This window comes from Kitasatospora sp. NPDC002227 (assembly GCF_040296285.1).
Taxonomy (GTDB): domain Bacteria; phylum Actinomycetota; class Actinomycetes; order Streptomycetales; family Streptomycetaceae; genus Kitasatospora.
In genome coordinates this window covers 49,319-71,651 of sequence record NZ_JBEOWY010000008.1, presented here as the reverse complement: position 1 = coordinate 71,651, position 22,333 = coordinate 49,319, and the positions used below count along the sequence as shown (strand labels likewise).

Below are 22,333 nucleotides of genomic sequence, written 5' to 3'. Positions count from 1 at the left end.
CGTTGCCCAGGTGACGGCGAAGGTGCGGTGGTACCGCGAGTCCCCTTCTCGCCCGCACCCCCAAGGGATCATGATGACGGCCCAGGAGGCTGTGATGATCCACCCCGCTCCCCGTGTACTGGCGACCGACCTGCCCGCCCACCTCGACCGGCCGGTGTCCGTCTCCGGTTGGGTGCACGCGCTGCGCCTGATGAGCGCGATGCAGTTCGTGGTCCTGCGCGACCACACCGGCCAGGTGCAGATCACCCACCGGCGTGACGGCGGCCCGCTCGAAGCGCTGCTCGACTCCCTCACCCCCGAGTCCGCCGTGCGGATCACCGGCCGGGTGGTGGCCGCGCCGCAGGTGAAGCTGGGCGGCCTGGAGCTCGTCCCGGAGTCGGTCGAGGTGCTGAGCCTCGCCGAGACGCCGCTGCCGATCGACGACCGGACGGGCCCCGAGCGCCGGGCCGACTGGCGCTTCCTGGACGTCCGCCGCCGGGCGGCCGCCGGGCTGGTCTTCGCGGTACAGACCACCTTCGAGCAGGCCCTGCGCGAGTACGCGATGGGCCAGGGCTGCACCGAGATGCACACGCCCAAACTGATGGGCACCGCCTCGGAGTCCGGCGCCGAGGTGTTCGAGCTCAAGTACTTCGACCGCAGCGCCTACCTGGCGCAGTCCCCGCAGTTCTACAAGCAGATGGCGGTGGCGGCGGGGGTCGACCGGGTCTTCGAGATCGGGCCGGTCTTCCGGGCCGAGCCCTCGTTCACCTCCCGGCACATGACCGAATTCACCGGTCTGGACGTGGAGTTGTCTTGGATCGACGACGTCGAGGAGGTGATGGCCTTCGAGGAGCGGATGCTCGCCCATGCGATCGGCAAGGTGGTCGAGGTGCACGGCGAGCGGATCTGGGAGGTGTTCGGGGTCGAGCCCGTGGTGCCTCAACTCCCGTTCCCGCGGCTGACGATGGCCGAGGCGCAGTCGGTGCTCCGTGCCGAGGGGTGGGACCCTGAGGGGGGCAAGCAGGACCTCGACCCGGAGGGCGAGCGGCGGTTGGCCGCCCATGTGCGGGAGCGCTTCGGGCACGAGTTCGTCTTCGTCACCCACTACCCGGCCGCGATCCGGCCGTTCTACCACAAGCGCCCCGAGGGGCGGCCCGACCTCACGCTCAGCTTCGACCTGCTCTGGCAGGGACTGGAGGTCACCACCGGCGCCCAGCGGGAGCACCGCTCCCAGGTGCTGCTCGCGCAGGCGGCGGAGAAGGGCATGAGCGCCGAGCCGATGCGCGAGTACCTGGACGTCTTCCGCTTCGGCTGCCCGCCGCACGGCGGCTTCGGCGCGGGGCTGGCGCGGCTGCTGATGGTGTTGCTCGGCCTGGACTCGATCCGGGACGCGGTCTTCCTCTTCCGGGGGCCGCACCGGCTGACGCCCTGATCTGCACGGATCGCCTCTCGGAGTCTGACGTACCCAACTGGCATTTGCGGCAGGCCTCTTGACAGGTCGGCATGCCCACGCCAGTTTTGGTGGAACCCCACGGAACCCCCACAACTCCGAGAGGCACTCACATGCAGAAGCCGCTCATCGGCGCGCTCACCGCGCTGCTGCTCGCCGGGGCCACCGCCCTGGCCGGCGCCGCCCCCGCCTCGGCCGCCACCGCGGCCGCCAAGGCCGCGCCCGCCGTCACCGTCAACTTCGCGGGCACGGTGGCGCTCAGCGACTGCTCCGGCTCCGTCGTCCGGATGCCGAACTCGCTCGCCACCGACCCGGCCCTGGTGCTGACCAACGGCCACTGCCTGGAGACGGGCATGCCCGACCCCGGCCAGGTGATCGTCGACCAGTCGTCCAACCGCAGCTTCACGCTGCTCAGCGCGAGCGGTGGGCGACTCGGCACGCTGCGGGCCACCAAGGTCGCGTACAGCACGATGACCGACACCGATGTGACCATCTACCAGCTGAGCACCACCTACGCCTCGATCCAGTCGAAGTACGGGATCAGCCCGCTGACCATCTCGACCACGCACCCGGCGGCCGGTGCTTCGATCAAGGTGGTCTCCGGCTACTGGAAGAAGATCTACTCCTGCAACATCGACGCCTTCGTGTACAAGCTGCACGAGGGCGACTGGTGGTTCAAGGACTCCGTCCGCTACACCTCCGCCTGCAACACCATCGGCGGCACCTCCGGCTCGCCCGTGGTCGACACTGCCACCGGGCTGCTGGTGGCGGTCAACAACACCGGGAACGAGAACGGCGAGTACTGCACCGTCGACAACCCGTGCGAGGTGGACGCGAGCGGCAACGTGACCATCCACCAGGGCATCAACTACGCCGAGGAGACCTACGGCATCCCCGCCTGCTTCGGCGCGGGCAACAAGCTCGACCTGACTGCGGCCGGGTGCGCCCTGCCCAAGCCGTAACGCCCGACGAGGCCGCCGGCCCTGGGCCGGCGGCCTTTCGCGTGCCCTCTGTCCGAAGTGATGAATCAGTGCTTCAATTCTTCCGTGGCCTACCGACGCACCCCCGCCGTCCAAGCCCGGCTGGACGCCCAGCGCGAGGCCGTGCTGCGCGCCGCCGTGGCGCTGCTCGGCGAGCGCGGCTACGGCGGCTGCTCGATGGCGGCCGTCGCGCACCGGGCCGGGGTCGCCACCGGCACCGTCTACCAGCACTTCGCCAACAAGGCCGAGCTCTCCGTCGAGCTGTTCCGGCTGGTGGTGGGCCGCGAGGTGGCCGCCGTCACCGAGGCCGCCGCGCGGGAGAGCACCCCGCAGGGCAAGGTCGCGGCCGTGATCGAGACCTTCGCCGTCCGGGCGCTCAAGGCCCCCCGGCTGGCGTACGCGCTGCTCGCCGAGCCCGCCGACGCCGTGGTGGACGCCGAGCGGCTGGTCTTCCGCCGGGCCTTCCACGAACTCATCGCCGCCCAGATCACCGACGCCATCCGCACCGGCCGACTCCCGCAGCAGAGCGCCGAGTTGACCGCCGCCGCGCTGGTCGGCGCGACCGCCGAGGCGCTGGTCGGCCCGCTCGCCGCCGGCTCGCCGCCCGGCGATCTCGTCCCCGCCATGGTCTCCTTCGCGCTGCGCGCCCTCGGAGCCGCCCCCGTCACTGAAGGAGACCGCGATGCCGCCCACGCATGAAGTCACCAACCAGGTCCCCGAGTTCCACGGCCAGGGCCACGACCTCGCCGAGGATCCGACGCTGCTCGCCGCGCTGCGCCGGGCCGGCGCCGAGTGGGTCGAGCCCGAGCTGCACGAGCTGGGCCGGCGGGCCGGCACGGCCGAGGCCGCCGACTGGGGGCGCCTGGCCAACGAGTACCCGCCGGTGCTGCGCACCCACGACCGCTACGGTCACCGGATCGACGAGGTCGAATTCCACCCCGCCTGGCACGAGTTGATGCGCACCGCCGTCTCGCACGGCCTGCACGCCGCCCCCTGGCGGGACGCCCGCCCCGGCGCGCACACCGCCCGGGCCGCCAAGTTCTACCTCTGGGGCCAGGTCGAGGCCGGGCACAGCTGTCCGATCTCGATGACCTACGCCGCCGTGCCCGCACTGCGCGCCACCCCCGAACTCGCCGAACGCTTCGAGCCGTTGCTCGCCTCGACGGAGTACGACTTCGGCCTGCGCGAGCCGAGCGGCAAGCGCGGACTGATTGCCGGCATGTCGATGACCGAGAAGCAGGGCGGCTCCGACGTCCGTACCAACACCACCACCGCCACCCCGCAGCCGGACGGCACCTACCGGCTGGTCGGGCACAAGTGGTTCACCTCGGCGCCGATGTCCGACCTGTTCCTCACCCTGGCCCAGGCGCCCGGCGGTCTGAGCTGTTTCGTGCTGCCCCGGGTGCTGCCGGACGGCGGCCGGAACCGGCTGCACATCCAGCGGCTCAAGGAGAAGCTGGGCAACCGCTCCAACGCCTCCTCCGAGCTGGAGTACGACGGCGCGGTGGGCTGGCTGGTCGGCGAGGAGGGCCGCGGGGTGCCGACCATCATCGAGATGGTCAACATGACCCGCCTGGACTGCACGCTCGGCGCCGCCTCCGGGATGCGTACGGGTGCGGTGCTCGCGCTCCACCACACCACCCACCGGCGGGCGTTCGGCAAGGCGCTGGTCGACCAGCCGCTGATGCGCAACGTGCTGGCCGACCTGGTGGTCGAGTCCGAGGCCGCCACCGCCGTCGCGATGCGGCTCGCCGTCGCCACCGACCTCTCCCAGGCCGGGGACGAGCAGGAGACGCTGGTCCGGCGGCTCGGCCTCGCGGTGGCCAAGTACTGGGTGTGCAAGCGGGGCCCGGCGCACGCCGCCGAGGCGCTGGAGTGCTTCGGCGGCAACGGCTACGCGGAGGAGTCCGGAATGCCCCGGCTCTACCGGGAGGCCCCGCTGGTGTCGATCTGGGAGGGCTCGGGCAACGTCGCCGCGCTGGACGCGCTGCGGGCGATGGCCAAGCAGCCCGCCACCGTCGAGGCGCTGCTCGGCGAGATCGAGACGGCGGCCGGGGCCGACCGACGGCTGGACGCCGCCGTGGCCGAGGTGCGCAAGCAGCTCGGCGACCTCACCGAACTCGAGTACCGCGCCCGCCGGGTGGTCGAGCAGCTGGCGCTCTGCTTCCAGGGCTCGCTGCTGGTGCGCCACGGCGACCAGGCGGTGGCCGACGCCTTCTGCGCCTCCCGCCTGGGCGGCGACCACGGCGGCGCCTTCGGCACCCTGCCGGCCGGGCTCGACGTGGAGCCGATCCTGGCCCGGGCCCGGCATGCCTGAGGAATCCGCCGAAGTACGGTCGTTCTGGCAGGAGCTGGGCTTGCCCGGCGTGGTGGACGTGCACACCCACTTCATGCCGGAGCGGGTGCTCGACAAGGTCTGGGCGTACTTCGATTCGGCAGGCCCCCTCACCGGGCGGCCCTGGCCGATCGCCTACCGCGAGGAGGAGGGCCAACGGCTCGCCCGGCTGCGGGAGTTCGGCGTCCGGGCGTTCACCGCGATGCTCTACCCGCACAAGCCGGGCATGGCCGCCTGGCTCAACTCCTGGGCGGTGGACTTCGCCGCCCGCACCCCCGACTGCCTGCACACCGCGACCTTCTACCCCGAGCCCGGCGTCGAGGCGTACGTGGCCGAGGCGATCACCCGCGGGGCGCGGGTCTTCAAGGCACACGTCCAGGTCGGCGCGTACGACCCGGCGGACCGACTGCTCGACGGGGTCTGGGGTCTGCTCGCCGAGGCCGGCCTTCCGGTGGTCACCCACTGCGGCTCCGGCCCCGCCCCCGGCAAGCACACCGGCCCCGGCCCGATCGCCGAGGTGCTGGCCCGCCACCCCCGCCTGCGCCTGGTGGTGGCGCACCTGGGCCTGCCCGAGTACACCGACTTCCTCGACCTCGCCGAGCGGTACCAGGAAGTCCGGCTCGACACCACGATGGTCTTCACCCCCTTCACCGAGGAGACCGCCCCCTTCCCGAAGACCGAACTGCCCCGGCTGGCCGCGCTGGAGCAGCGGATCCTGTTCGGCTCGGACTTTCCCAACATCCCCTACCCGTACGTCGAGGCGCTGCGGTCGCTGGAGCGGTTGGGGTTGGGGGAGGGGTGGTTGCGGGCGGTCTGTCATGACAATGGGGCGCGGCTGTTCGGGTTGGGGTGAGAGCAGGGGGCCCGGCGGGCGGGGGTTGGGGGCTGGGGAGTGGGGTCGGTGGTGGTGCGGTCGCTGGAGCGGTTGGGGTTGGGGGAGGGGTGGTTGCGGGCGGTCTGTCACGACAATGCGGCGCGGCTGTTCGGGTTGGGGTGAGAGCAGGGGGCCCGGCGGGCGGGGGTTGGGGGCTGGGGTGACGGGTGCCAAGGCGGTGATCAGCTGACGGTGGCCAGGGTGGTGACCAGGTCTGCGTGCAGGCTGGGGGCGGCGGCGACGAAGCTGGTCGCCGTCGGTTCCCAGGGGGTGCCGTCGGCGCAGGTGACCGTGGCGCCGGCCTCGCGGGCGATCAGGGCGCCGGGGAGGAGGTTGGCCGGGTCGGTGCCGTAGAGCCAGAACAGGCTGAGCGCGCCGGAGGCGACGTGTGCGACCTGCAGGGCGGTCGGGCCGAGGTTGCGGACGGCAAGGACGTCGGCGAGCACGGCGGAGAGCGACTGGCCGGCGCGGCGGCGGGCCACCGGGTCGGTGCCGGCCTGCGGGGAGTGCGAGGTGCCCGCCACGGCGGCCCGCAGGTCGCGGCGCGGCGGGGTGACCGGCTCGCCGTTGAGGCGGGCGCCGCCGCCGCGGACGGCGGTGTAGGTGTGGCCCTCCAGCGGGGCGTGGATCACGGCGAGCACCGGCTCGCCGTCCTGCAGCAGGGTCGCGGTGACGGCCCAGTGCGCCAGTCCGCTCAGGTACTGCACCGCGCCGTCGGTGGCGTCGCAGCTCCACCACTCGCCATCGGCGGGCGCCGCCCCGGTCAGCTCGTCGTCCAGCCAACCCGCTTGCGGGCGCAGCGCGGTGAGCCGCTCGCGCAGCAGCGCCGAGGCCGGTTCGTCCAGCTCGGCGAAGACGGCGAAGGCGTCCTCGAGCGTGACGCCCGGCATGGGCCGGGGGCTCTGCCGGGCGGCGAGCAGCTCGCCCACCTCGCGGACGGCGGCGGTGACGGCGGGCAGCAGGGTGGCGAGATCGGTGCTGGTCAGCATGGTGGGTGGCCCCCTCGGAGTCGGTGTGTTCGAGAGAAGAAGTACCGTGGGGCCGACCGGGGAGGGGACTCCGGAGTGGCGGAATGGCGGGGATCGGACATGGCGGAGCTGTCAGCGGCGGATCTGGACGAGGTGGACCGGCGGCTGGTCTGCGCCCTGCAGATCGACGGCCGGGCCGAACCGGGCCGGCTGGCGGAGGTGCTCGGGGTCTCGGTGCGGACGGTGACCAGGCGGCTGGCCCGGCTGCAGGGCAGCGGGGTGCTCCGGGTGGTGCGGATGCCGGGGCCGCGCCAGCCGGGGGACGGCGCGCTGCTGCTCCGGGTCCGGGTGCTGCGCGGCAAGGTGGAGGCGATCGCGCAGGCGCTCGCGGCCCGGCCGGAGGTGCCGTTCGTGGACGTGATGCTCGGCGGGCAGGAGGTCGGCGCCGTGGTGCTGACCGACGACCACACCCGGGGCAGCCTGCTGCAGGGCCAACTCGCCGCCACCCAGGCAGTGGTGGAGACCACCGCCCATGCCGCGCTGCACCTGTTCGCCGACGCGGGCCAGTGGCAGGCGGGTTGGCTGACCGCCGACGAGGCGGCCGCGCTCACCCCGCTGCCACCGGGCGACGAGGAGCCGCCCACCCTGGACGCGCTGGACGAGGCACTGCTGGCCGAACTGGCCGTCGACGCCCGGCAGTCGAACGCCGCGCTGGCCACCGCCTGCGGCGCGCCCGAGTCGACCGTACGCCGCCGGGTGGCCCGGCTGGCGGCGGGCGGGCTGCTGCGCACCCACGCGACGGTCGACCCCCGGCTGCTCGGGATGACGGTGGACGCCAACCTCTGGCTGGAGGTGCCGCCGGGCCGGCTGGCCGAGGTGGGCGCCGAGCTGGCCCGGCACCCGCAGGTGCACGGGGTGCTGGCGACCAGCGGCCCGGCCAACCTGATGGCGATGGTGTTCTGCCCCGACCCGCCGGGGCTGTACCGCTTCCTGACCGAGACGCTCGGCCCGCTGGGCGTCACCCGGGTGGAGACCACCATCGTGGCCCGGGCGGTCAAGCGGGCCGGGGTGATCCTGCCCGAGCTGGGGACGCGAAAGCCCCGCCGCGGCTGAGCCGTGACGGGGCTTGCGAGGGGGGGTCAGGCGCCGGTGGTGGAGCCCGGGCGGATCACCATCATGACCGTCACCACGGCCCAGAGCAGGTTGAAGATCCCGGCCGTCATCGGCAGCCGCTTGAGGCCGCCGGTGGCGCGGGTCAGCAAGTCCTGGTCGGGGGAGCCGGCCAGCGCGTCCACCACGTTCTGCTGCGCCGGGTTGACCAGGACGAGCAGCACCAGCGCCGCGAGCACCGTCAGCACGGTGGCGACGATCAGCCAGGTCTGGTTCATGATGCCCATCACCTGCGCGGTGCCCACGCCCATCACCGGCACGGCGATGCCCAGCATCGCGTAGACCTGGGTGATCCGGTGCAGCAGCTTGACGGAGGCGGCGGCCGAGGCCTGCTCGGGACCGCCGGCCAGCGCGGCCTTGGCGCGGGCGGGGAACATGCTGACCGCCACGGCGACGGGGCCGATGAACAGGATGGCGGCCAGGACGTGCAGGCTCAACAGGAGCTTGGCCATGGTGAGGGAATCCTTCGCGGACGGGGTGGAACCGGGACGGCAGGAAGGGCTGAACGGGTGGCCCGCGCCCCCGGCACGCTAACACCGCCGGCGGATCCGCCGGACGGCGGGTGCTCCTGGGCCTGTTCGGGTGGAAGCCGCCGGGCATCCGGTGTGGCGGCTCCCGGGCGCGGGGGAGCGGGGCTGGTAATGGCAGGGTCGGCTCGCGTCGGCGTTCTGTCCGGATCCCGCTCCGCCTCGGAGGGTTTGCCTTGCCACGCGCCGTACCGCAGCCGTCCGTCCCCGTCTGTCGCCCGGTCCGCCCGGTCCGCCCGGCCCGTCCGGCCGCTAGGCGGCTGGTCCGCGCGGGGGTGGTGGCCGCGCTGGCCCTCGCCCCGGTCGCGCTCGGCCTGCCCGGGAGTGCCGCGCCGCTGCCGCCGCCGCTCGGCGCCTGCTCCGGCCCGGACTGCCCGAGCGGCTGGAACCCGCCGAACAACGGGGACTTCCCGGGCCGGGACGCCACCATCAACGTCTTCGTCGGCGGCGACTTCACGGCTCAGCAGCGGGCGGCCGAGGCCGAAGGCAAGATCGTCACGCTCGGCAACCTCACCATCGACAAGAACGGCGGCGGCTCCTACAACATGGGCGTGGTCGGCGTCGGCTCCCGGGTGCCCCCGCCGGACGGCACCGACTTCGTGACCGTCGGCGGAAACATCGCCGTGCAGCCGGGCAACACCGCGTACGTCGGCGGCTCCGACTCCAAGACCACGGCCTGGGGCAACGTCCGCTACGGCGGCACCCTGACCGGTACGGTGACCATCGCGCCGACCGGGCAGGCGATCCACGACGCCGCCGCCGCCGACCAGTACAAGCCGCTGCGGACGCAGATCGAGGAGCTCTCGGCCTGCGCGGCCAAGCAGACCGCGACGGGCACCCTGCTCGCCACGGCGAGTGATGTCACCTTCGTCGGTGACGGCACCAGCATGCGGCAGATCTTCAACGTCCCGGGCAACCTGGCCGGCCCCACCGGTGGCCAGATCGGGCTGTCCTTCAGCAACATCCCGGCCGGGGCGACCGTCATCGTCAACATGCTGGCCGACGACGCCCTGATCAACACCTACACCGGCACCGGCCTGGCGGGTGACCAGACCACCGAGATGCGGCCCAAGCTGGCCTGGAACTTCCCGACCTCCAGCACGGGCGCCATCCGGGGCTCGGCCCAGTTCCAGGGCATGGTGATGAGCGGCAACCCGGCGGGCACCATCACCGTCTCCCAGCCCGGAATCAACGGCCGGATCTACCTGGCGGGCAACTTCGTCCAGGAGGGCTCGGGCGGCTACGAGGCGCACGCCTACGAATTCACCGGCGACTGGCCCGAGTGCGCGACCCCCACCCCCACGCCGACCCCCACGCCCACTCCTACACCCACGCCCACGCCCACACCGACCCCCACGCCAACCGGCTCGGGGACCACGCCCGCCCCGACCGGCTCCGGGACCACCCCGGCGCCCACCGCCTCCGAGACCGGCTCCGAACTCCCCGCGACCGGCGGCGACCTCGCCCTCCCGGTCGCCGTGGTGGCCGTCTCGCTGCTCTCTGCGGGCGGCGTGATCTTCTGGGTCTCCCGCCGCAAGGGCCGGCACGGCTGACGGATCGGCGGGGCCCGGGCCCGGACCAGCAGAAGCGACAAGTCGGCGAGGAGACAATCCGGACACAGACTTGGCCGGAACCGGTGCGCCGGGCGGATCGGCGTGCGACGATCGGCTGAGCTTTCGTCAGGTCCACCGCAAGGGCTGGGGGAGTCATGCCGGAGCAGCCGGAGTACGCCGAGTTCCTGACCGCCGAGGGCGCCGTGGTGCGGGTCGAAGGGGCCGGCGCCGTGGAGTACGGCGGGATGCAGCCGGTCGGCCGCCGTGGCGCCGGGGTCGAGCGGGCGGCGGAGAGCTTCGAGGGCGCCCTCGAAGGGGCGCGGGCCGCGGCCGAGTCGGCGCTGGCGGTGTTCCGCGGCGGGGCGCTCGCGCCGGACGAGGTGGAGATCGAGTTCGGCGTCAAACTCACCGCCGAGGCGGGCGCGTTGATCGCCCGCACCGCCGCCGACGCGCACCTGACCGTCAGACTCACCTGGGCCCCGCACCGCGAACCCCCCGACCGGCCCTGACGGCGGCGGCCGATGCGGGACGTGCCCTGGCTGGCCCGGATCACCACCGACGGGCCCGGCGCGACCACCGGTGCCGGTGTGCTCGTCACCGACCGCTGGGTGCTCACCTGCGCCCATGTGGTGGCCGGGGCCGAGCGGGCCGCCGTCCGCCTGGTCAACCGGCCCGCGCTGCCCGAGCTCGGGGCCACCGTGCTGCGGCGCGGCCCGTGGCAGGGCGAGGGCACCGGGGACGTCGCGGTGCTCGCGCTGGACGAGCCGGTGTCCGTCGAGCCCGCGCGCTTCGCGCCGCTGCACGGCTGGTCCGGCCTGCGTGCCCCGCAGCTGGCCGCCTACGGCTTCCCGGCCGGGCATGACGGCGGCCTCAGCAGCGAGATCCGGCTCACCCGGGGCGGCTTCCGGATCGCCGGCGAGCTGCTGCAACTGGAGCACGAGGGCACCGGCATGCCGCTCTCCCCGGGCTTCAGCGGCGGCCCGGTGGTGATCGCCGCGACGGGCGAGGTGGTCGGCCTGGTCACCGCCGCGCAGGACACCCTCTGGCGGGGCCCCGGCGAGCGCGGCCGCCCGGCGGTGCGGCTCGGCCACATGCTGCCCGCCGAGGCGCTGGCCCGGTACGTGCCGGAGCTGGCCGAGCTGCTGCCCGGCGCGGCCGTCCTGCCCGAGGCGGTGGGGGAGCTGCGGCGGCTGCTGGCCGGGGCGCGGCTGCCGGCCGATCCGCTGGAGCTCTACCGGGCCGCGGTCGGCGCACTCGGCTGCCCGGACCCGCCGCAGCGGCCCGATTCGCTCTGGGCGGCCGCCTGGTACCTGCTCGCCGAAGTCCCGGCGCCGCCCGAAGGCCCGCACCCCGTCCTGGAGTTCGCCGCCCGGGTGGCCGAGGCGGCCGGGCCCGGCGCGCTGCGCCAGGGCCTGCACTCCTGGCTGGCCGGCCAGGTGCACCGCGGCGCGTCGGTGCCGGTGGCGCGCTGGCGGCCGGTGCTGGTGGAGATCGCCCCGAGCGGCGCCGGCCCGGGGATGTTCCACGTCACCGTGGCGACCATCCGGGACGGCGTGCTCGGCGAGCCGCACGCCGGCACCGTGCCCCGGCCCCGGCTGCCCGGCTTCGTCCGGGACCGGATCGACCGGGAGATCGGGCAACTGGATTCCGACGGAACCGAGTTGATCATCTTCGCGCTGCCCCGCAAGTGGCTCACCCAGCCCGTGCACAGCTGGGCCCGCCGCCGGGGCGACTTCGGCCCGCTGGGCGCCGACCACGCCGTGGTGGTGGTCGACCAGCAGCGCCGTGCCGCCCCCGCCGAGCGCCGCCAGCTGGAGCTCAAGTGGTCCGCCCTGCGCGGCAGTCCGGGCACCGAGCTGCATCCGGTGCCCTGCACCGACCCGCCGGACAGCCGCCGCTTCTACCACCAGCTCCGCCCGCCCGAGCGCCGCGCCCTGCCCGCTCTCGGTGGCCCGCCCAAGGGTCTGCCCTACGAAGAGCTGCTGGCCGCCGCGCTCAAGGCCGGTGCCCCGGCCGTGCTCTGGCCCGAACGCCCGTGCGCCGCCGATCACACCCGTGCCGAGACCTGCCGGAGCGCGGGATTCCTTGCCAGACTGGCGGAGGAGCTGTCCGACGTCCCCCCGGACGATCTGCCGCGACTGGTCCGGGAGTTGCGGCACGAGGCGCAGGAGAGCGAACGCCCGTCCGAGCACTGGGCCGACGGCCTCGTCCTGCTCTGGGAGGACCCGGAGGTCCTGCCCAGCCCGCACCGCCCGTACCGGGTCGTCCCGACCGCCCGCCACAGTGACCACCCGCCGAGTGACCAGCCGCCCCCGTGACCAGCCGCGCCGACGACCGAACAGTTGAGCACCCAGCAGCAGGAGAGGCCGCACCATGCCCCTGACCCGGATCTACCGGGGCACCGACGAGCCCCACGACGGCCTCGACGCGCTCCCGGCGCCCCCGCCCTGGCGGACCTTCGACGGCGGCCCGGCGCTGCCCACCCCGGCCGCCGAGGAGGGCTGCACCGCCCCTTCCGCGCACCGGGCCGGCACCTTCCGCCCCACCGCCGAGACGGTCGAACTCGTCAACGCCGCCCTCTACCTGCGCCGCCCGCTGCTGGTCACCGGCCCGCCCGGCAGCGGCAAGTCCAGCCTCCCGTACGCCGTCGCCCGCGAGCTCGGCCTCGGCCCGGTACTGCGCTGGAACATCACCAGCCGCTCCACCCTGCGCGACGGCCTCTACCAGTACGACCCGCTCTCGCGCCTGTACGCCGCCAACCAGTCCGCCCACCAGTCCGCCGCCGGGGCCGGCCTGGACGAGCACCTGCGGCTCGGGCCGCTGGGCACCGCGCTGCTCCCGTACGGCCGGCCCCGGGTGCTCCTGATCGACGAGATCGACAAGGGCGACCTCGACCTGCCCAACGACCTGCTGCACGTCCTCGAGGACGGGCAGTACGAGATCGACGAGCTGGTGCGGGCCGCCCCGCAGCAGCCGGAGGCGCAGGTGCTCACGGCCGACGGGCGCGGCCGGGCGCCGGTGCGCGGCGGGCGGGTGCGCTGCCGGGCCTTCCCGTTCACCGTGCTGACCAGCAACGCCGAGCGGGAGTTCCCCGCCGCCTTCCTGCGGCGCTGCGTGGTGCTGGAGCTGCGGCGGCCCGAAGGGGCCGAGCTGGAGTCCATCGTCAAAGCCCATCTGCCGGGCAGTGACGCCGAGTTGGTGGACGAGATCCTGCGGGTCTTCCTGGCCCGGCGGGAGGAGGGCGAGCTCGCCACCGACCAGCTGCTCAACGCCATCTACCTCACCTCCCGGCCCGAACTCACCGAGGCCACCGACCGCGCCACCCTGGCCGCCCAGGTGATGCCCTACCTCACCCGGGGGCAGGACGACGATGCCTTCTGAGCCGCCGGGCCTGGACCGGCTCGCCGCGCTGCTCGCCGCCCTCGGCCGCCCCGCGCCCGAGCCGGTCGAGCTGGCCGAGCTGCTCTGGCTCGCCGCGCGCGGCACGCCCGGTGAGGAGGGCGAGCCGGACGGCGTCGATCTGGTGCGCCGGTGGCGGCGGCGCCGCCGCGGCTTCGGCGCCCCCGACAGCGCCGAGGAGACCGCGGAGGGGGCCGGGGTGGACGGGCGGCCCGGCCGTACCGCACTCCACCTGCCCTCCGACGACCCGGCCGACGCGCTGGGCGCCGCCGCGCCCGTGCCCACCCCCAGCACCCCGATGCTCGCCCGCCCGCTGGCCCTGCAGCGCGCGCTGCGCCCGCTCAAGCGCCAGGTGCCCGACCCGCGCCGTGCGCTCCTCGACGAGACCGCCACCGCGCACCGGCTCGCCGAGGCGCTGCGCGGCGCGGCCCGGGAGCCGGCCCAGGTGCCCTGGCTGCCGGTGCTGCGCCCGGGCCAGGAGCGCTGGCTCGACCTGCACCTGGTGCTCGACGGCGGCCCGACCATGCGGCTGTGGCGCCCGCTCGCCCTGGAGCTGCGCAGCCTGCTGCAGCAGACCGGCGCGTTTCGCCAGGTGACGCTCTCCGGCCTGACGGCGCAGGGCGGCCTGACCGACCGGCGGCCGGTCGGGCCGCGCACCGCCGTGCTGGTGCTGAGCGACTGCATGGGCCCGCAGTGGCGCCCCGGTCCGGCGGGGGAGCGCTGGCGGCGGGGCCTGCGCGCGCTGGCCCGCCGGGCGCCGGTCGCGGTGGTCCAGCCGCTGCCCGAGCGGCTCTGGCGCCTCGCCGCCCGGCCCGTCCTGCCGGGCCTGTTCTCCGCCCCGGAGGCGGGGGCGCCGAGCGCCGCGTACGGGTTCAGCCCGTTCGCCGAGGAGGAGCCGGGGCCCGGCGAGCTGGCCGTGCCGGTGCTCGAGCCGGGGGCCGGGTGGCTGGCCAACTGGGCGCGCCTGGTGGGCAGTCCGGGCGGCGGGCAGGTGGTCGGTGCGGCGCTGCTGCTCGGTCCGGCGCAGGCCGGGCCCGGGGTGGCGCAGGGCCCGGAGCCGGACGAACTGGCCGCCGAGGAGCTGCTGCTGCGCTTCCGGTCGGTCGCCTCCCGGGAGGCCTTCACACTCGCCGGGCTGACCGCGCTCACCACGCCCGCGCTGCCGGTGATGCGGCTGCTGCAGGCCGCCAGCTTCGCCCGCCCGCAGCCGCAGCACCTCGCCGAGGTGGTGGTCAGCGGGCTGCTCAAGGAGCGCACGGGGCACCGCGACCACTTCGAGTTCCGGCCCGGCGTACGGGAGTTGCTGCTGCACACGCTGCCCCGGTCCACCACCCACCGCACCGTCGCCCTGCTGGCCCGGGTCGGCGCGCAGATCGCCGCCCGGGCCGGCCGGGTGCCGAACGAGATCGCCGCGCTGGCCGCCGTCGAGGAGCCCGGCACGGCCGTGGCCACCGAGCGGCACGCCTTCGCGCTGATCAGCCCGGCCGCGCTGCGGCTGCTCGACGGCCCCCGCTCCCCGCTGCGGCAGCCCGTCCCGGGCCCCGAGCACCGGCTGCCCGACCCCGAACACTCCCGGGCCGTGGTGCTGTTCGCCCCCAGTGACCCGTACGGACCGCTGGACCGGGACGAGCACATCGCCCACGACGACCTCGACCTGCTGCTCGCCGCCCTCGCCGACCAGGCGCTGATCGGCCTCGACCAGCACCGGGTCTGGATCGGCGAGGACAGCCCGCAGGGGTTCCTGGCCGGGCTGCGGGCCGCCGCCGAGGAGGTGCGCGACACCCTGGTGGTCTACGCGGGCGGCGAGGTCTCCGCCGATCCGGCGGGTGAGCCGGTGCTGCACCTGGCCCGCGGCTCGGTGCGCTGGCCCGATCTGCTGGATCTGGTGGCCGGCAGCCGGGCCGCCAACCGGGTTCTGGTCCTTGACGGTTGGCTCGGCTTCGGCCGTCCAGTGCCCGCCGAGCCGGCCGGACTCGGCGCCCCCGTGCACCAGCTGATCGGCCTTCGCACGCACGGCGGCCGCTCGCTCGCCTCCCGGCTGCACGAACTGCTGCGCGCGGGCGAACCGGGCGGCCGCACCGAGCTGACCGCCCGCCACCTGCTGCGCGCGGTCAAGGCCCAGGCCGAGCCGGACCACCTGATCTGGGCCCGCTCCCCGGGGGACTCCTTCCCCCTGGTGCGCAACGCCGCGCTGGCCTCCCCGCCCCCGCAGCCGGTGTCCACGCCGTACTTCTACCTCAGCCATGAACGTGCGCCGGGTGACGGCGAGTTGGTGCGGCGCCTGTTCGAGGACCTGTGCGAGGCGGTGTACGAGGCCACCTACCTGCCGTCGCCGGAGGCGGCCGGCCACCTGGGCGCGGCGGCCGGCTCCCCGGCCGCCACGGCGGCGCTGGCCGGGTGCAGGGTGTTCGTCCCGCTCTACGCGCCCGGCTACTTCCAGCAGGAGTGCTGCGGCAAGGAATGGTCCGCCTTCGGCCGCCGCCCGCGCGGCGCGGGCTGGTCCAGTGGCGTCGTGCCCGTCCTGTGGGAGCCGGTCCGGCCGCACGAACTCCCGGAGGTCGCCGGCCAGTTGCTGTACGCCGACAGCAACGCCGAGCGGTACGCCCGGGAGGGCCTGCTGGCCCTGGCCGCCGACCCGGCCCGCCGGGGCGACTACGAGTTCGCCGTCCACCGCCTGGCCGCCCGGATCGTGGACGTCGCCGAACAGGCCCGCATCCCGGTCGGCCCGGTCCTCAGCTGGACGGACCTGCCGAACGCCTTTGTCGGTCCGTAGCCCTAGCATGCGGGGCGATCCGACCGACCGAGAAGGAGCAGGCCCGTGGGCGCATCCGGCTGGACGTACGTCACCCCGTACCAGGGGAGTGTGGAGGCGACGCTGAACGCCCTGCACGAGGAGGAGTTCGAGCGGGAGTACGCCCAGGACTACGACAGCCTGGCGGAGCTGTGGGCCGACGAGGAGTTCATGGGCGAGCAGGGGACGCACTCGATCCTGGACATCACCCGGGTGGTCCGGACCACCGAGCCCCCGGAGGCGTTCGGCTCGGACTTCTCGACCCTGCGGCCGGTGCCGCTCGAGCGGGTCCGGCACCACCTGGGCACCGACCGTCCGACCGTCGAGCAGTTCCGGGCGGCCGAGGCGCGGTACGAGGAGAAGCTGCGCCTGCCTTTCACGGACCGGCGCGCCGCCGAGCCGACTCTGTTCGACGAGCCGCACATCCGCTGGACGGGCCTGTACGTGCTGCTCCACACCGACGGCCTGCCCACCCACGTGGGAATCTTCGGGTACTCCGGGGACTGAACTCCCGCGTGGGTGGCGGCCTCCGGCCTGCTAGGTCACCTCGCCGCGCCGGTTGAAGCGCTCCTCGCGCCACTCACCGGACTCCAGCACCTCGGCGAGGTGGTGGGCGGCGTCCCAGACCTCGGTGTACGAGAGGTAGAGCGGGGTGAAGCCGAAGCGCATCAAGTCCGGCGCGCGGAAGTCGCCGATCACGCCGCGGGCGATCAGGGCCTGGACGACGGGGTAGCCGTCCGCGTGGCGCAGCGCGATCTGGCTGCCGCGCTGCCCGTGCTCGCGCGGGGTGACCACCTCGACGCCGTCCAGCTTCTCGACCAGGGAGACGAACAGGTCGGTCAGGGCCAGGCTCTTCGCCCGCACGGCCTGCAGGTCGGCCTTCTCCCAGACGTCCAGGCTGGCGCCGAGGGCGGTCTGGCCCAGCATCGAGGGCGAGCTGGTGAGGAAGCGGCCGATGCCGTCCAGCGGCTCGTACCCCGGCTCGAAGGCGAACGGGCGGGCGTGGCCGAACCAGCCGCTCAACGGCTGGGCGGCATCGGCCTGGTGGCGCTCGGCCACGTACAGGAACGCGGGGGAGCCGGGGCCGCCGTTGAGGTACTTGTAGGTGCAGCCGATGGCGAAGTCCACGCCGCAGGCGTCGAGTTCGATCGGCAGCGCGCCCACCGAGTGGCAGACGTCCCAGATCATCAGGGCGCCCGCGGCCTGCACCCGCCGGGTGATGCCCGGCATGTCGAGCAGTTCGCCGGTGCGGTAGTCGACGTGGCTGAGCACCACGACCGCCGTGCCGTCACCGAGCAGCTCGTCCAACTGGTCGGCGTGGTCGAGCAGTTCGAGCCGCGAGCCCTCGGTCAGCGAGGTCACGCCCTCGGCGATGTACAGATCGGTCGGGAAGGCGGCCCGCTCGGCCAGCACCACCCCGCGCCCCGGGCGCAGCCGCAGCGCGGCGGCCAGCACCTTGAACAGGTTCACCGAGGTGGTGTCACAGACCACCACCTGCCCCGGCGCCGCCCCCACCAACGGCGCCACCCGGGCGCCGAGCGTGTGCGGCAGCCGGAACCACCCGGCGTCGTTCCAGCTCTTGATCAGCTCCTGGCCCCACTCGACCTCGACCAGCTCCCGCACCCGGGCCGAGGTCCGCACCGGCAGCGCGCCCAGCGAGTTCCCGTCCAGGTAGATCACACCCTCGGGCAGCGTGAACTCCGCCCGGAAGTGCGCCAGCGGATCGGCGGCGTCGAGTGCCTGGCACTCCTCCCGCGTCAGGCTCACAGCTCGTTCCTCACGTTCCACAGCTCGGGGAAGACGTCCTGGTCGGCGGACTGCTTGAGCCAGCTCAGGCCGCTGGAGCCGCCGGTGCCGGGCTTGGCGCCCATCGTGCGCTTGACCGACGAGTAGTGGCGCTGGCGCCAGCGGGTGACGCGCTCGGCGGTGTCGAGGAGGGCCTCGCCGAGGCGGGTGAGGTCGGTGTGGGCCGGGTCGGTGTAGACCTGGCGCCAGGCGGCCTCGACCTCGGGCAGGGCCTTGTGGCGGGCGGTGCTGGGCTCGTGCGGGGTGGTGACGCCGCGGCGGTCGAGGAAGGCGAGCGCCTCGTCGTACAGGCTCGGCGCGTGCAGGGCGGCGTTCAGCTCGGCGAGCACGCTCGGCACGCCCTGGTACATCTTCAGCAGCGACTCGGCCTTGTTGCCGAGCATGAACTCCAGCCGCAGGAAGGCCGAGGACTGGAAGCCGGAGGCCTCGCCGAGCACCGGGCGGAAGGCGTTGAACTCGGCCGGCGTCATGGTGGCGAGCAGGTCCCAGGAGCTGACCAGGACGTCCTGGACGTGCTGGCCGCGGCGCAGGGCGGCGATCGCGGCGGTGAGGTCGTCCTCGCGCAGGGCGTGGGAGGCGCTGGTCCACTCGTGCCGCAGCAGGTCGAAGAGCAGCTCCATCACCTGGGTGGTGATGATGAACGACAGCTCGGCGTCGACCTTGCTGCGCGGCTGCTGGAGGCTGTGCAGCGTGTCGAGGCGGACGTACTGGGCGTACGGGGTGCCGGTCTCCGGTTCGTCCTCCGGGCCGAACGACAGATTCGGTGTACTGACAACGGCCTGGACCATGATGTTTCCTCCCGGCGCACCCTGTTTCGCACGGCCCGTCCTGGGGCCGGCCACCATTGTGCGGCGGTGGCCCGGGTGGCTTGAATGGCTGGTGAGCACGGGATCGGGGCCTGCGGTTTACGATCGGAAGGTCTTGGACCGTTCCGGCCTTACGAACCGAAAACCAGCCACCGGGAGCCCTCCGTGGACGCCGTCGACCGCCTTCTGCTCGCCGAACTCCAGGGCGATGCCCGGCTCTCCTACAACGAGCTCTCACGGCGGGTGAACCTCTCGCCACCCGCCGTGGCCGAGCGGGTGCGGCGTCTGGAGGCGGACGGGGTGATCAGCGGCTACCACGCCCACATCGACCTGGCCCGGGCCGGGCTGACCGTCACGGCGATCGTGCAGATCCAGTGCTACGGCCCGCGCTGCGTGCTGCGCGACCCCGAGGTGGCGGCCTGGCCGGAGGTGCTGCAACTGCACCGGGTGACCGGCGGCGCCTGCTGCGCGCTGCTGGTGGCGGTGCCGGGCATGCCCGAGTTCGAGGGCCTGATCGACCGCCTCGGCGCCTACGGCCAGCCGGCCAGCTCGATGATCCTCTCCACCCCGGTGCCCTGGCGGCCGGTGACGCCCGCCGCCTGACTCAGTGGCCGGCGCCGGGGAAGTGCACGCCCAGGTTCTCCAGGCCGGTGAGGAACAGCTCGACGCCGACGGCCGCCAGCAGCAGGCCGAGCAGCCGGGAGAGCACCTCCAGCGAGGTCTGGTGGGTGCGGCGCAGGACGAAGGAGAGCAGCAGGACGCAGACGCAGTTGATGGCGACCACCGAGACGTAGGCGCCGGCGATGGTGAACCGCCAGGACCAGGTGTCCTTCTCCAGCGACTCGACCAGCACGGCGGTGATCGCCAGCGGGCTGGCCACGTACGGCAGCAGCAGCTCGCGCAGCCCGGCGGCCAGCGGGCCGGAGAGGTAGCCCTCCTCCTCGCCCTCCTCGTCCGAGCCGCCGAGGTGGACGCCGAGCACCAGGGCGACGGCGTAGATGAAGAAGATGACCCCGCCCGCCAGCTGCAGCGACTGGTCGCTGATGTGGAAGAACGAGGTCAGGAAGTCCGCCGCGATGGCCATCACCACGCCGACCACGGCCGCGATCACGGTGGAGACCACGGTGAGCCGGCGCAGCTCGGCCGGTTCGCGGGTCTTGGCGGCGTGCGCGAAGGCGAGCAGCACCTTGGGCGGGCCGACCACCGCGAAGAAGGTGATGAACGCGCTGCTCAGGTTGAAAGCGGACATACCGGCCATCATGCCCCAGTCGGGCCGGGGCACGGTGACCCGACGTCAGTGGTGTCAGCCGATCACGGCCTGGGCGTCGATCTCGACCAGCATCGCCTCGTGCGGCAGCTCGACGAAGACGGTGGTGCGGCAGGGCTTGACCCCGCCCCGCAGGTGCTTGTCGATGAACTCGCCGTACACCTCGTTCATCGCCGCGAAGTCCTCCCGCTTGGTCAGGTAGACCCGGAACATCACCACGTCCTCGACGGTGGCGCCGCCCGCCTCGAGCACCGCCCGCACGTTCTCCAGCGTCCGCAGCGTCTGCGCCTTCACGTCCCCGGGGTGCAGGTACTCGGAGGTCGCCGGGTCCTGCGGGCCCTGGCCGGAGACCTGGAGGATCGGGCCCTTGCGCACGCCCTGGGAGAAGACCCAGGCGGGGGCCGGGGCGCCGTCGGTGCGGATCTCGAACTTCATCGGTGTTCCTTAGGTGGTGCTCGGGGTGAAGCCGCAGTCGGCGGAGACGGCGGCGGCGGTGGTCTGCAGACGGGGGAGCAGGGCGAGGACCTGACGGTGGTCGAGCAGGACGTCCGGGACGGAGACCGAGACGGCGGCGACCACCCGGCGGGTGGCGTCGTGGACCGGCACGGCCAGGCAGTTGACGAAGGACTCGTGCTCGGCGTGGTCCTGGGCCCAGCCCTGCGCGGCCACGGTGGCCAGTTCGGCCAGCAGGGCCTCGGGGGTGGTGAGCGTGTTGGGGGTGAACGGGGTGTACTCGATCGAGCGGGCCAGCTCCTCGCGGGCGGCCGGCGGGAGGTCGGCGAGCAGCACCTTGGCGACGGCGGCGCAGTGCAGTGCGGCCCGCAGGCCGATCCGGGAGTACATCCGCACCGGCTGCCGGGACTCGTACTTGTCGATGTAGACCACCTCGCCGCCTTCGTAGGCGGCCAGGTGGACGGTCTGGCCGGTGGCGGCGTTCAGCTCGGCCAGGTGCGGCGCGGCCACCGCCCGGATGCCGCGCTGGTCCAGCGCCTGGCCGGCCAGCGCGAACAGCTGCGGCCCGAGCCGGTACCGGTGCGCGGCGTCGTGCTGCACGATCCGCTCGTCCGCCATCGGCCGCAGCAGCCGCAGCACGGTGGACTTGTGCACCCCGAGCGCGGTGGCCAGCTGATCCAAGGTCCGCTCGCCCTGGGCGAGTTCGCCGAGCAGCTGGACGGCCCGGGCCACCGTGGTGCTGCTCACCGGCCGCCGCCGGGGGGCGTGTGGGCGCGGCCGGTGGAGGCCGCGCCGAGGACGCGAGCTCCGGCGGGGCCGCCGGGAGCTCCGTGGCCTCCGCCGGAGGCGCCCTCGCCCTCGCCCTCGCCTTCACCGGAGGCGGCCGCTCCGCCGCCCAGGTGGTAGCCGTCGGTGCCGACCGTCGTCGCGGCCCATCCTGGCGCGTCCAACTCCAGCAGCTGGTCGACCAGTTCGGCCGGCGGCGGGGTGCCGAGGTCGCCGCGGGAGGTGAGGGCGGCGGCGGCCGTCAGGTGGCCCAGGCGCAGCCGGGCGGCTTCGGGCAGGCCGCGCAGGGTGCCCGCGAGGTAGCCGGCCGCGAATGCGTCCCCGGCGCCGGTGGGTTCCACCACCTCGACCCGCAGGGCGGGTTCGGTGGTGAGCGTGCCGTCCGGGGCGATCGCGGTGGCCTGGCGGGCGTCGTCCTTGAGCACCAGCACGCCCGGCCGGGGGAGGAGCTTCCGCAGCGCCGCCGGTTCGTCCGTGCCGAGCACCTCGCGCGCCTCGTCGGCGCCGAGAAGGACCACATCAGCCGCGTTCATCAGGAAGCGCAGCGCCTGTCTGTCCCGCCCGGCCCAGAGCGCGGGCCGCCAGTTGAGGTCGAAGCTGACCAGGCGGCCCGGGGTGGCGAGCAGGGTGCGGACCAGCCGGTGGCAGCTGTCGGAGAGCGCGGGCGTTATCCCCGTCAGGTGCACCAGGCCGGCCGCGGCGAACAGCGGTTCGGCCGCCGGGTCGGCCAGCAGCTCCGGGCCCATCGCACTGGCCGCCGAGCCGCGCCGGTAGTAGTGCAGCCGGCTGCGCCCGGCGCCGAGGTCGTACGGGTGGTCCGCGCCGGCGCCGGTCTCCTTGACGTACAGGCCGGTCGGCCGGGCCGGGTCGGTCACCACGCCGGAGACGTCCACGCCGTGCGCCGCGATCCGCTCGACCAGGCGGCGGCCGAAGCCGTCCGCGCCGACCCGGCTGATCCAGGCGGCGGGCACGCCGAGCGCGGCGAGCGTGCAGGCGGTGTTGGACTCGGCGCCGCCGTAGCTGTGCCGGAAGCTCTCGGCCAGCTCCAGCGGGCCGGGCGGTTCGGGGATCAGCATGGCCATCGACTCGCCGAGGCAGACGGCAGGTGCGGCGGAGGCGGTGCGAGGGGTCACCTGAGGACTCCAGGGCGGCAGCGGTGGCGGTCGTTGACCATTGGTCTGGACCTGAG

At 74.2% G+C, this 22,333-nt stretch carries 21 protein-coding genes; 13 read left to right on the top strand and 8 right to left on the bottom strand.

Going from position 1 to position 22,333, the window contains the following annotated elements; all coding sequences use genetic code 11:
- Window positions 1-94: 94 nt before the first annotated feature.
- The 5 genes from aspS (at window position 95) to ABT095_RS09665 (ending at window position 5,597) form a co-directional block, all read left to right on the top strand.
- Window positions 95-1,411, top strand: coding sequence for an aspartate--tRNA(Asn) ligase (gene aspS, locus ABT095_RS09685; RefSeq protein ID WP_350528787.1), 1,317 nt, complete (start codon window positions 95-97; stop codon window positions 1,409-1,411).
- Between the two features lie 131 nt (window positions 1,412-1,542).
- Window positions 1,543-2,391 (top strand): S1 family peptidase, encoded by an 849-nt coding sequence (locus ABT095_RS09680; RefSeq protein WP_350528786.1) that lies wholly within the window; start codon window positions 1,543-1,545, stop codon window positions 2,389-2,391.
- A gap of 84 nt (window positions 2,392-2,475) precedes the next feature.
- Window positions 2,476-3,108, top strand: coding sequence for a TetR/AcrR family transcriptional regulator (locus ABT095_RS09675; RefSeq protein WP_350528785.1), 633 nt, complete (start codon window positions 2,476-2,478; stop codon window positions 3,106-3,108).
- A complete protein-coding gene (locus tag ABT095_RS09670) occupies window positions 3,092-4,726 on the top strand; it encodes an isovaleryl-CoA dehydrogenase (protein WP_350528784.1) in 1,635 nt (544 codons plus the stop codon). The genes ABT095_RS09675 and ABT095_RS09670 overlap by 17 nt, the downstream gene beginning before the upstream one ends.
- The gene (locus ABT095_RS09665; RefSeq protein WP_350528783.1) at window positions 4,719-5,597 is read left to right on the top strand and encodes an amidohydrolase family protein; all 879 of its coding nucleotides are present in this window, start codon (window positions 4,719-4,721) and stop codon (window positions 5,595-5,597) included. Before ABT095_RS09670 ends, ABT095_RS09665 begins: the two co-directional genes overlap by 8 nt.
- 203 nt (window positions 5,598-5,800) lie before the next feature.
- Here ABT095_RS09665 and ABT095_RS09660 read toward each other — a convergent pair whose 3' ends face one another.
- Window positions 5,801-6,607 (bottom strand): inositol monophosphatase family protein, encoded by an 807-nt coding sequence (locus ABT095_RS09660; protein WP_350528782.1) that lies wholly within the window; start codon window positions 6,605-6,607, stop codon window positions 5,801-5,803.
- 99 nt (window positions 6,608-6,706) lie between these two features.
- Between ABT095_RS09660 and ABT095_RS09655 the strand changes: the two genes are divergently transcribed.
- A complete protein-coding gene (locus tag ABT095_RS09655) occupies window positions 6,707-7,699 on the top strand; it encodes an Lrp/AsnC family transcriptional regulator (RefSeq protein ID WP_350528781.1) in 993 nt (330 codons plus the stop codon).
- Between the two features lie 26 nt (window positions 7,700-7,725).
- Here the strand turns inward: ABT095_RS09655 and ABT095_RS09650 are convergent, their stop codons facing one another.
- A complete protein-coding gene (locus ABT095_RS09650) occupies window positions 7,726-8,208 on the bottom strand; it encodes a DUF2269 family protein (RefSeq protein WP_350528780.1) in 483 nt (160 codons plus the stop codon).
- 251 nt (window positions 8,209-8,459) lie between these two features.
- Here ABT095_RS09650 and ABT095_RS09645 point away from each other — a divergent pair, with 251 nt between their 5' ends.
- The 6 genes from ABT095_RS09645 (at window position 8,460) to ABT095_RS09620 (ending at window position 16,533) form a co-directional block, all read left to right on the top strand.
- Entirely contained in the window at window positions 8,460-9,836 is a 1,377-nt protein-coding gene (locus ABT095_RS09645; protein ID WP_350528779.1) for a choice-of-anchor A family protein, read from the top strand.
- A 155-nt stretch (window positions 9,837-9,991) separates the two neighbouring features.
- On the top strand, window positions 9,992-10,345 hold the full coding sequence (locus ABT095_RS09640) for a CU044_2847 family protein (protein WP_350528778.1): 354 nt from the start codon (window positions 9,992-9,994) through the stop codon (window positions 10,343-10,345).
- Between the two features lie 12 nt (window positions 10,346-10,357).
- Window positions 10,358-12,154, top strand: a complete 1,797-nt coding sequence (locus ABT095_RS09635; protein WP_350528777.1) for a VMAP-C domain-containing protein — start codon at window positions 10,358-10,360, stop codon at window positions 12,152-12,154.
- A gap of 55 nt (window positions 12,155-12,209) precedes the next feature.
- Window positions 12,210-13,217 (top strand): AAA family ATPase, encoded by a 1,008-nt coding sequence (locus tag ABT095_RS09630; RefSeq protein WP_350528776.1) that lies wholly within the window; start codon window positions 12,210-12,212, stop codon window positions 13,215-13,217.
- A complete protein-coding gene (locus ABT095_RS09625) occupies window positions 13,207-16,008 on the top strand; it encodes an SAV_2336 N-terminal domain-related protein (RefSeq protein WP_350528775.1) in 2,802 nt (933 codons plus the stop codon). Before ABT095_RS09630 ends, ABT095_RS09625 begins: the two co-directional genes overlap by 11 nt.
- A gap of 45 nt (window positions 16,009-16,053) precedes the next feature.
- Window positions 16,054-16,533 carry a hypothetical protein gene (locus tag ABT095_RS09620; RefSeq protein ID WP_350528774.1) on the top strand — a complete coding sequence of 160 codons (480 nt, stop codon included), beginning with the start codon at window positions 16,054-16,056 and terminating at the stop codon, window positions 16,531-16,533.
- Window positions 16,534-16,563: 30 nt separating this feature from the next.
- Here the strand turns inward: ABT095_RS09620 and kynU are convergent, their stop codons facing one another.
- Window positions 16,564-17,793, bottom strand: a complete 1,230-nt coding sequence (kynU, locus tag ABT095_RS09615; protein WP_350528773.1) for a kynureninase — start codon at window positions 17,791-17,793, stop codon at window positions 16,564-16,566.
- Window positions 17,790-18,620, bottom strand: a complete 831-nt coding sequence (locus tag ABT095_RS09610) for a tryptophan 2,3-dioxygenase (protein WP_350528772.1) — start codon at window positions 18,618-18,620, stop codon at window positions 17,790-17,792. Before ABT095_RS09610 ends, kynU begins: the two co-directional genes overlap by 4 nt.
- 183 nt (window positions 18,621-18,803) lie before the next feature.
- On the opposite strand from ABT095_RS09610, the gene ABT095_RS09605 reads away from it, so the two are divergent.
- Window positions 18,804-19,241: an Lrp/AsnC family transcriptional regulator gene (locus ABT095_RS09605; RefSeq protein ID WP_350528771.1), complete on the top strand. Its 438-nt coding sequence runs from the start codon at window positions 18,804-18,806 to the stop codon at window positions 19,239-19,241.
- Window position 19,242: 1 nt separating this feature from the next.
- Here ABT095_RS09605 and ABT095_RS09600 read toward each other — a convergent pair whose 3' ends face one another.
- The 4 genes from ABT095_RS09600 to ABT095_RS09585 are packed head-to-tail and all read right to left on the bottom strand — an operon-like array spanning window position 19,243 to window position 22,277.
- Window positions 19,243-19,887, bottom strand: a complete 645-nt coding sequence (locus ABT095_RS09600) for a MarC family protein (protein ID WP_350528770.1) — start codon at window positions 19,885-19,887, stop codon at window positions 19,243-19,245.
- Between the two features lie 54 nt (window positions 19,888-19,941).
- On the bottom strand, window positions 19,942-20,340 hold the full coding sequence (locus tag ABT095_RS09595; RefSeq protein WP_350528769.1) for a RidA family protein: 399 nt from the start codon (window positions 20,338-20,340) through the stop codon (window positions 19,942-19,944).
- Between the two features lie 9 nt (window positions 20,341-20,349).
- Window positions 20,350-21,105: an IclR family transcriptional regulator gene (locus ABT095_RS09590; RefSeq protein ID WP_350528768.1), complete on the bottom strand. Its 756-nt coding sequence runs from the start codon at window positions 21,103-21,105 to the stop codon at window positions 20,350-20,352.
- Complete coding sequence (locus ABT095_RS09585; protein WP_350528767.1) at window positions 21,102-22,277, bottom strand: sugar kinase; 1,176 nt, start codon at window positions 22,275-22,277, stop codon at window positions 21,102-21,104. Before ABT095_RS09585 ends, ABT095_RS09590 begins: the two co-directional genes overlap by 4 nt.
- Window positions 22,278-22,333: the final 56 nt, after the last annotated feature.

Excerpts from the sequence above, each read along its gene's own strand:
- ABT095_RS09610 (WP_350528772.1), bottom strand. The coding sequence starts at position 18,620 with ATGGTCCAGGCCGTTGTCAGTACACCGAATCTGTCGTTCGGCCCGGAG.
- ABT095_RS09650 (WP_350528780.1), bottom strand. The coding sequence starts at position 8,208 with ATGGCCAAGCTCCTGTTGAGCCTGCACGTCCTGGCCGCCATCCTGTTC.
- ABT095_RS09625 (WP_350528775.1), top strand. The coding sequence starts at position 13,207 with ATGCCTTCTGAGCCGCCGGGCCTGGACCGGCTCGCCGCGCTGCTCGCC.
- aspS (WP_350528787.1), top strand. The coding sequence starts at position 95 with ATGATCCACCCCGCTCCCCGTGTACTGGCGACCGACCTGCCCGCCCAC.
- ABT095_RS09660 (WP_350528782.1), bottom strand. The coding sequence starts at position 6,607 with ATGCTGACCAGCACCGATCTCGCCACCCTGCTGCCCGCCGTCACCGCC.
- ABT095_RS09680 (WP_350528786.1), top strand. The coding sequence starts at position 1,543 with ATGCAGAAGCCGCTCATCGGCGCGCTCACCGCGCTGCTGCTCGCCGGG.
- ABT095_RS09640 (WP_350528778.1), top strand. The coding sequence starts at position 9,992 with ATGCCGGAGCAGCCGGAGTACGCCGAGTTCCTGACCGCCGAGGGCGCC.
- ABT095_RS09630 (WP_350528776.1), top strand. The coding sequence starts at position 12,210 with ATGCCCCTGACCCGGATCTACCGGGGCACCGACGAGCCCCACGACGGC.
- ABT095_RS09635 (WP_350528777.1), top strand. The coding sequence starts at position 10,358 with ATGCGGGACGTGCCCTGGCTGGCCCGGATCACCACCGACGGGCCCGGC.
- ABT095_RS09670 (WP_350528784.1), top strand. The coding sequence starts at position 3,092 with ATGCCGCCCACGCATGAAGTCACCAACCAGGTCCCCGAGTTCCACGGC.
- ABT095_RS09655 (WP_350528781.1), top strand. The coding sequence starts at position 6,707 with ATGGCGGAGCTGTCAGCGGCGGATCTGGACGAGGTGGACCGGCGGCTG.
- ABT095_RS09600 (WP_350528770.1), bottom strand. The coding sequence starts at position 19,887 with ATGTCCGCTTTCAACCTGAGCAGCGCGTTCATCACCTTCTTCGCGGTG.
- ABT095_RS09595 (WP_350528769.1), bottom strand. The coding sequence starts at position 20,340 with ATGAAGTTCGAGATCCGCACCGACGGCGCCCCGGCCCCCGCCTGGGTC.
- ABT095_RS09665 (WP_350528783.1), top strand. The coding sequence starts at position 4,719 with ATGCCTGAGGAATCCGCCGAAGTACGGTCGTTCTGGCAGGAGCTGGGC.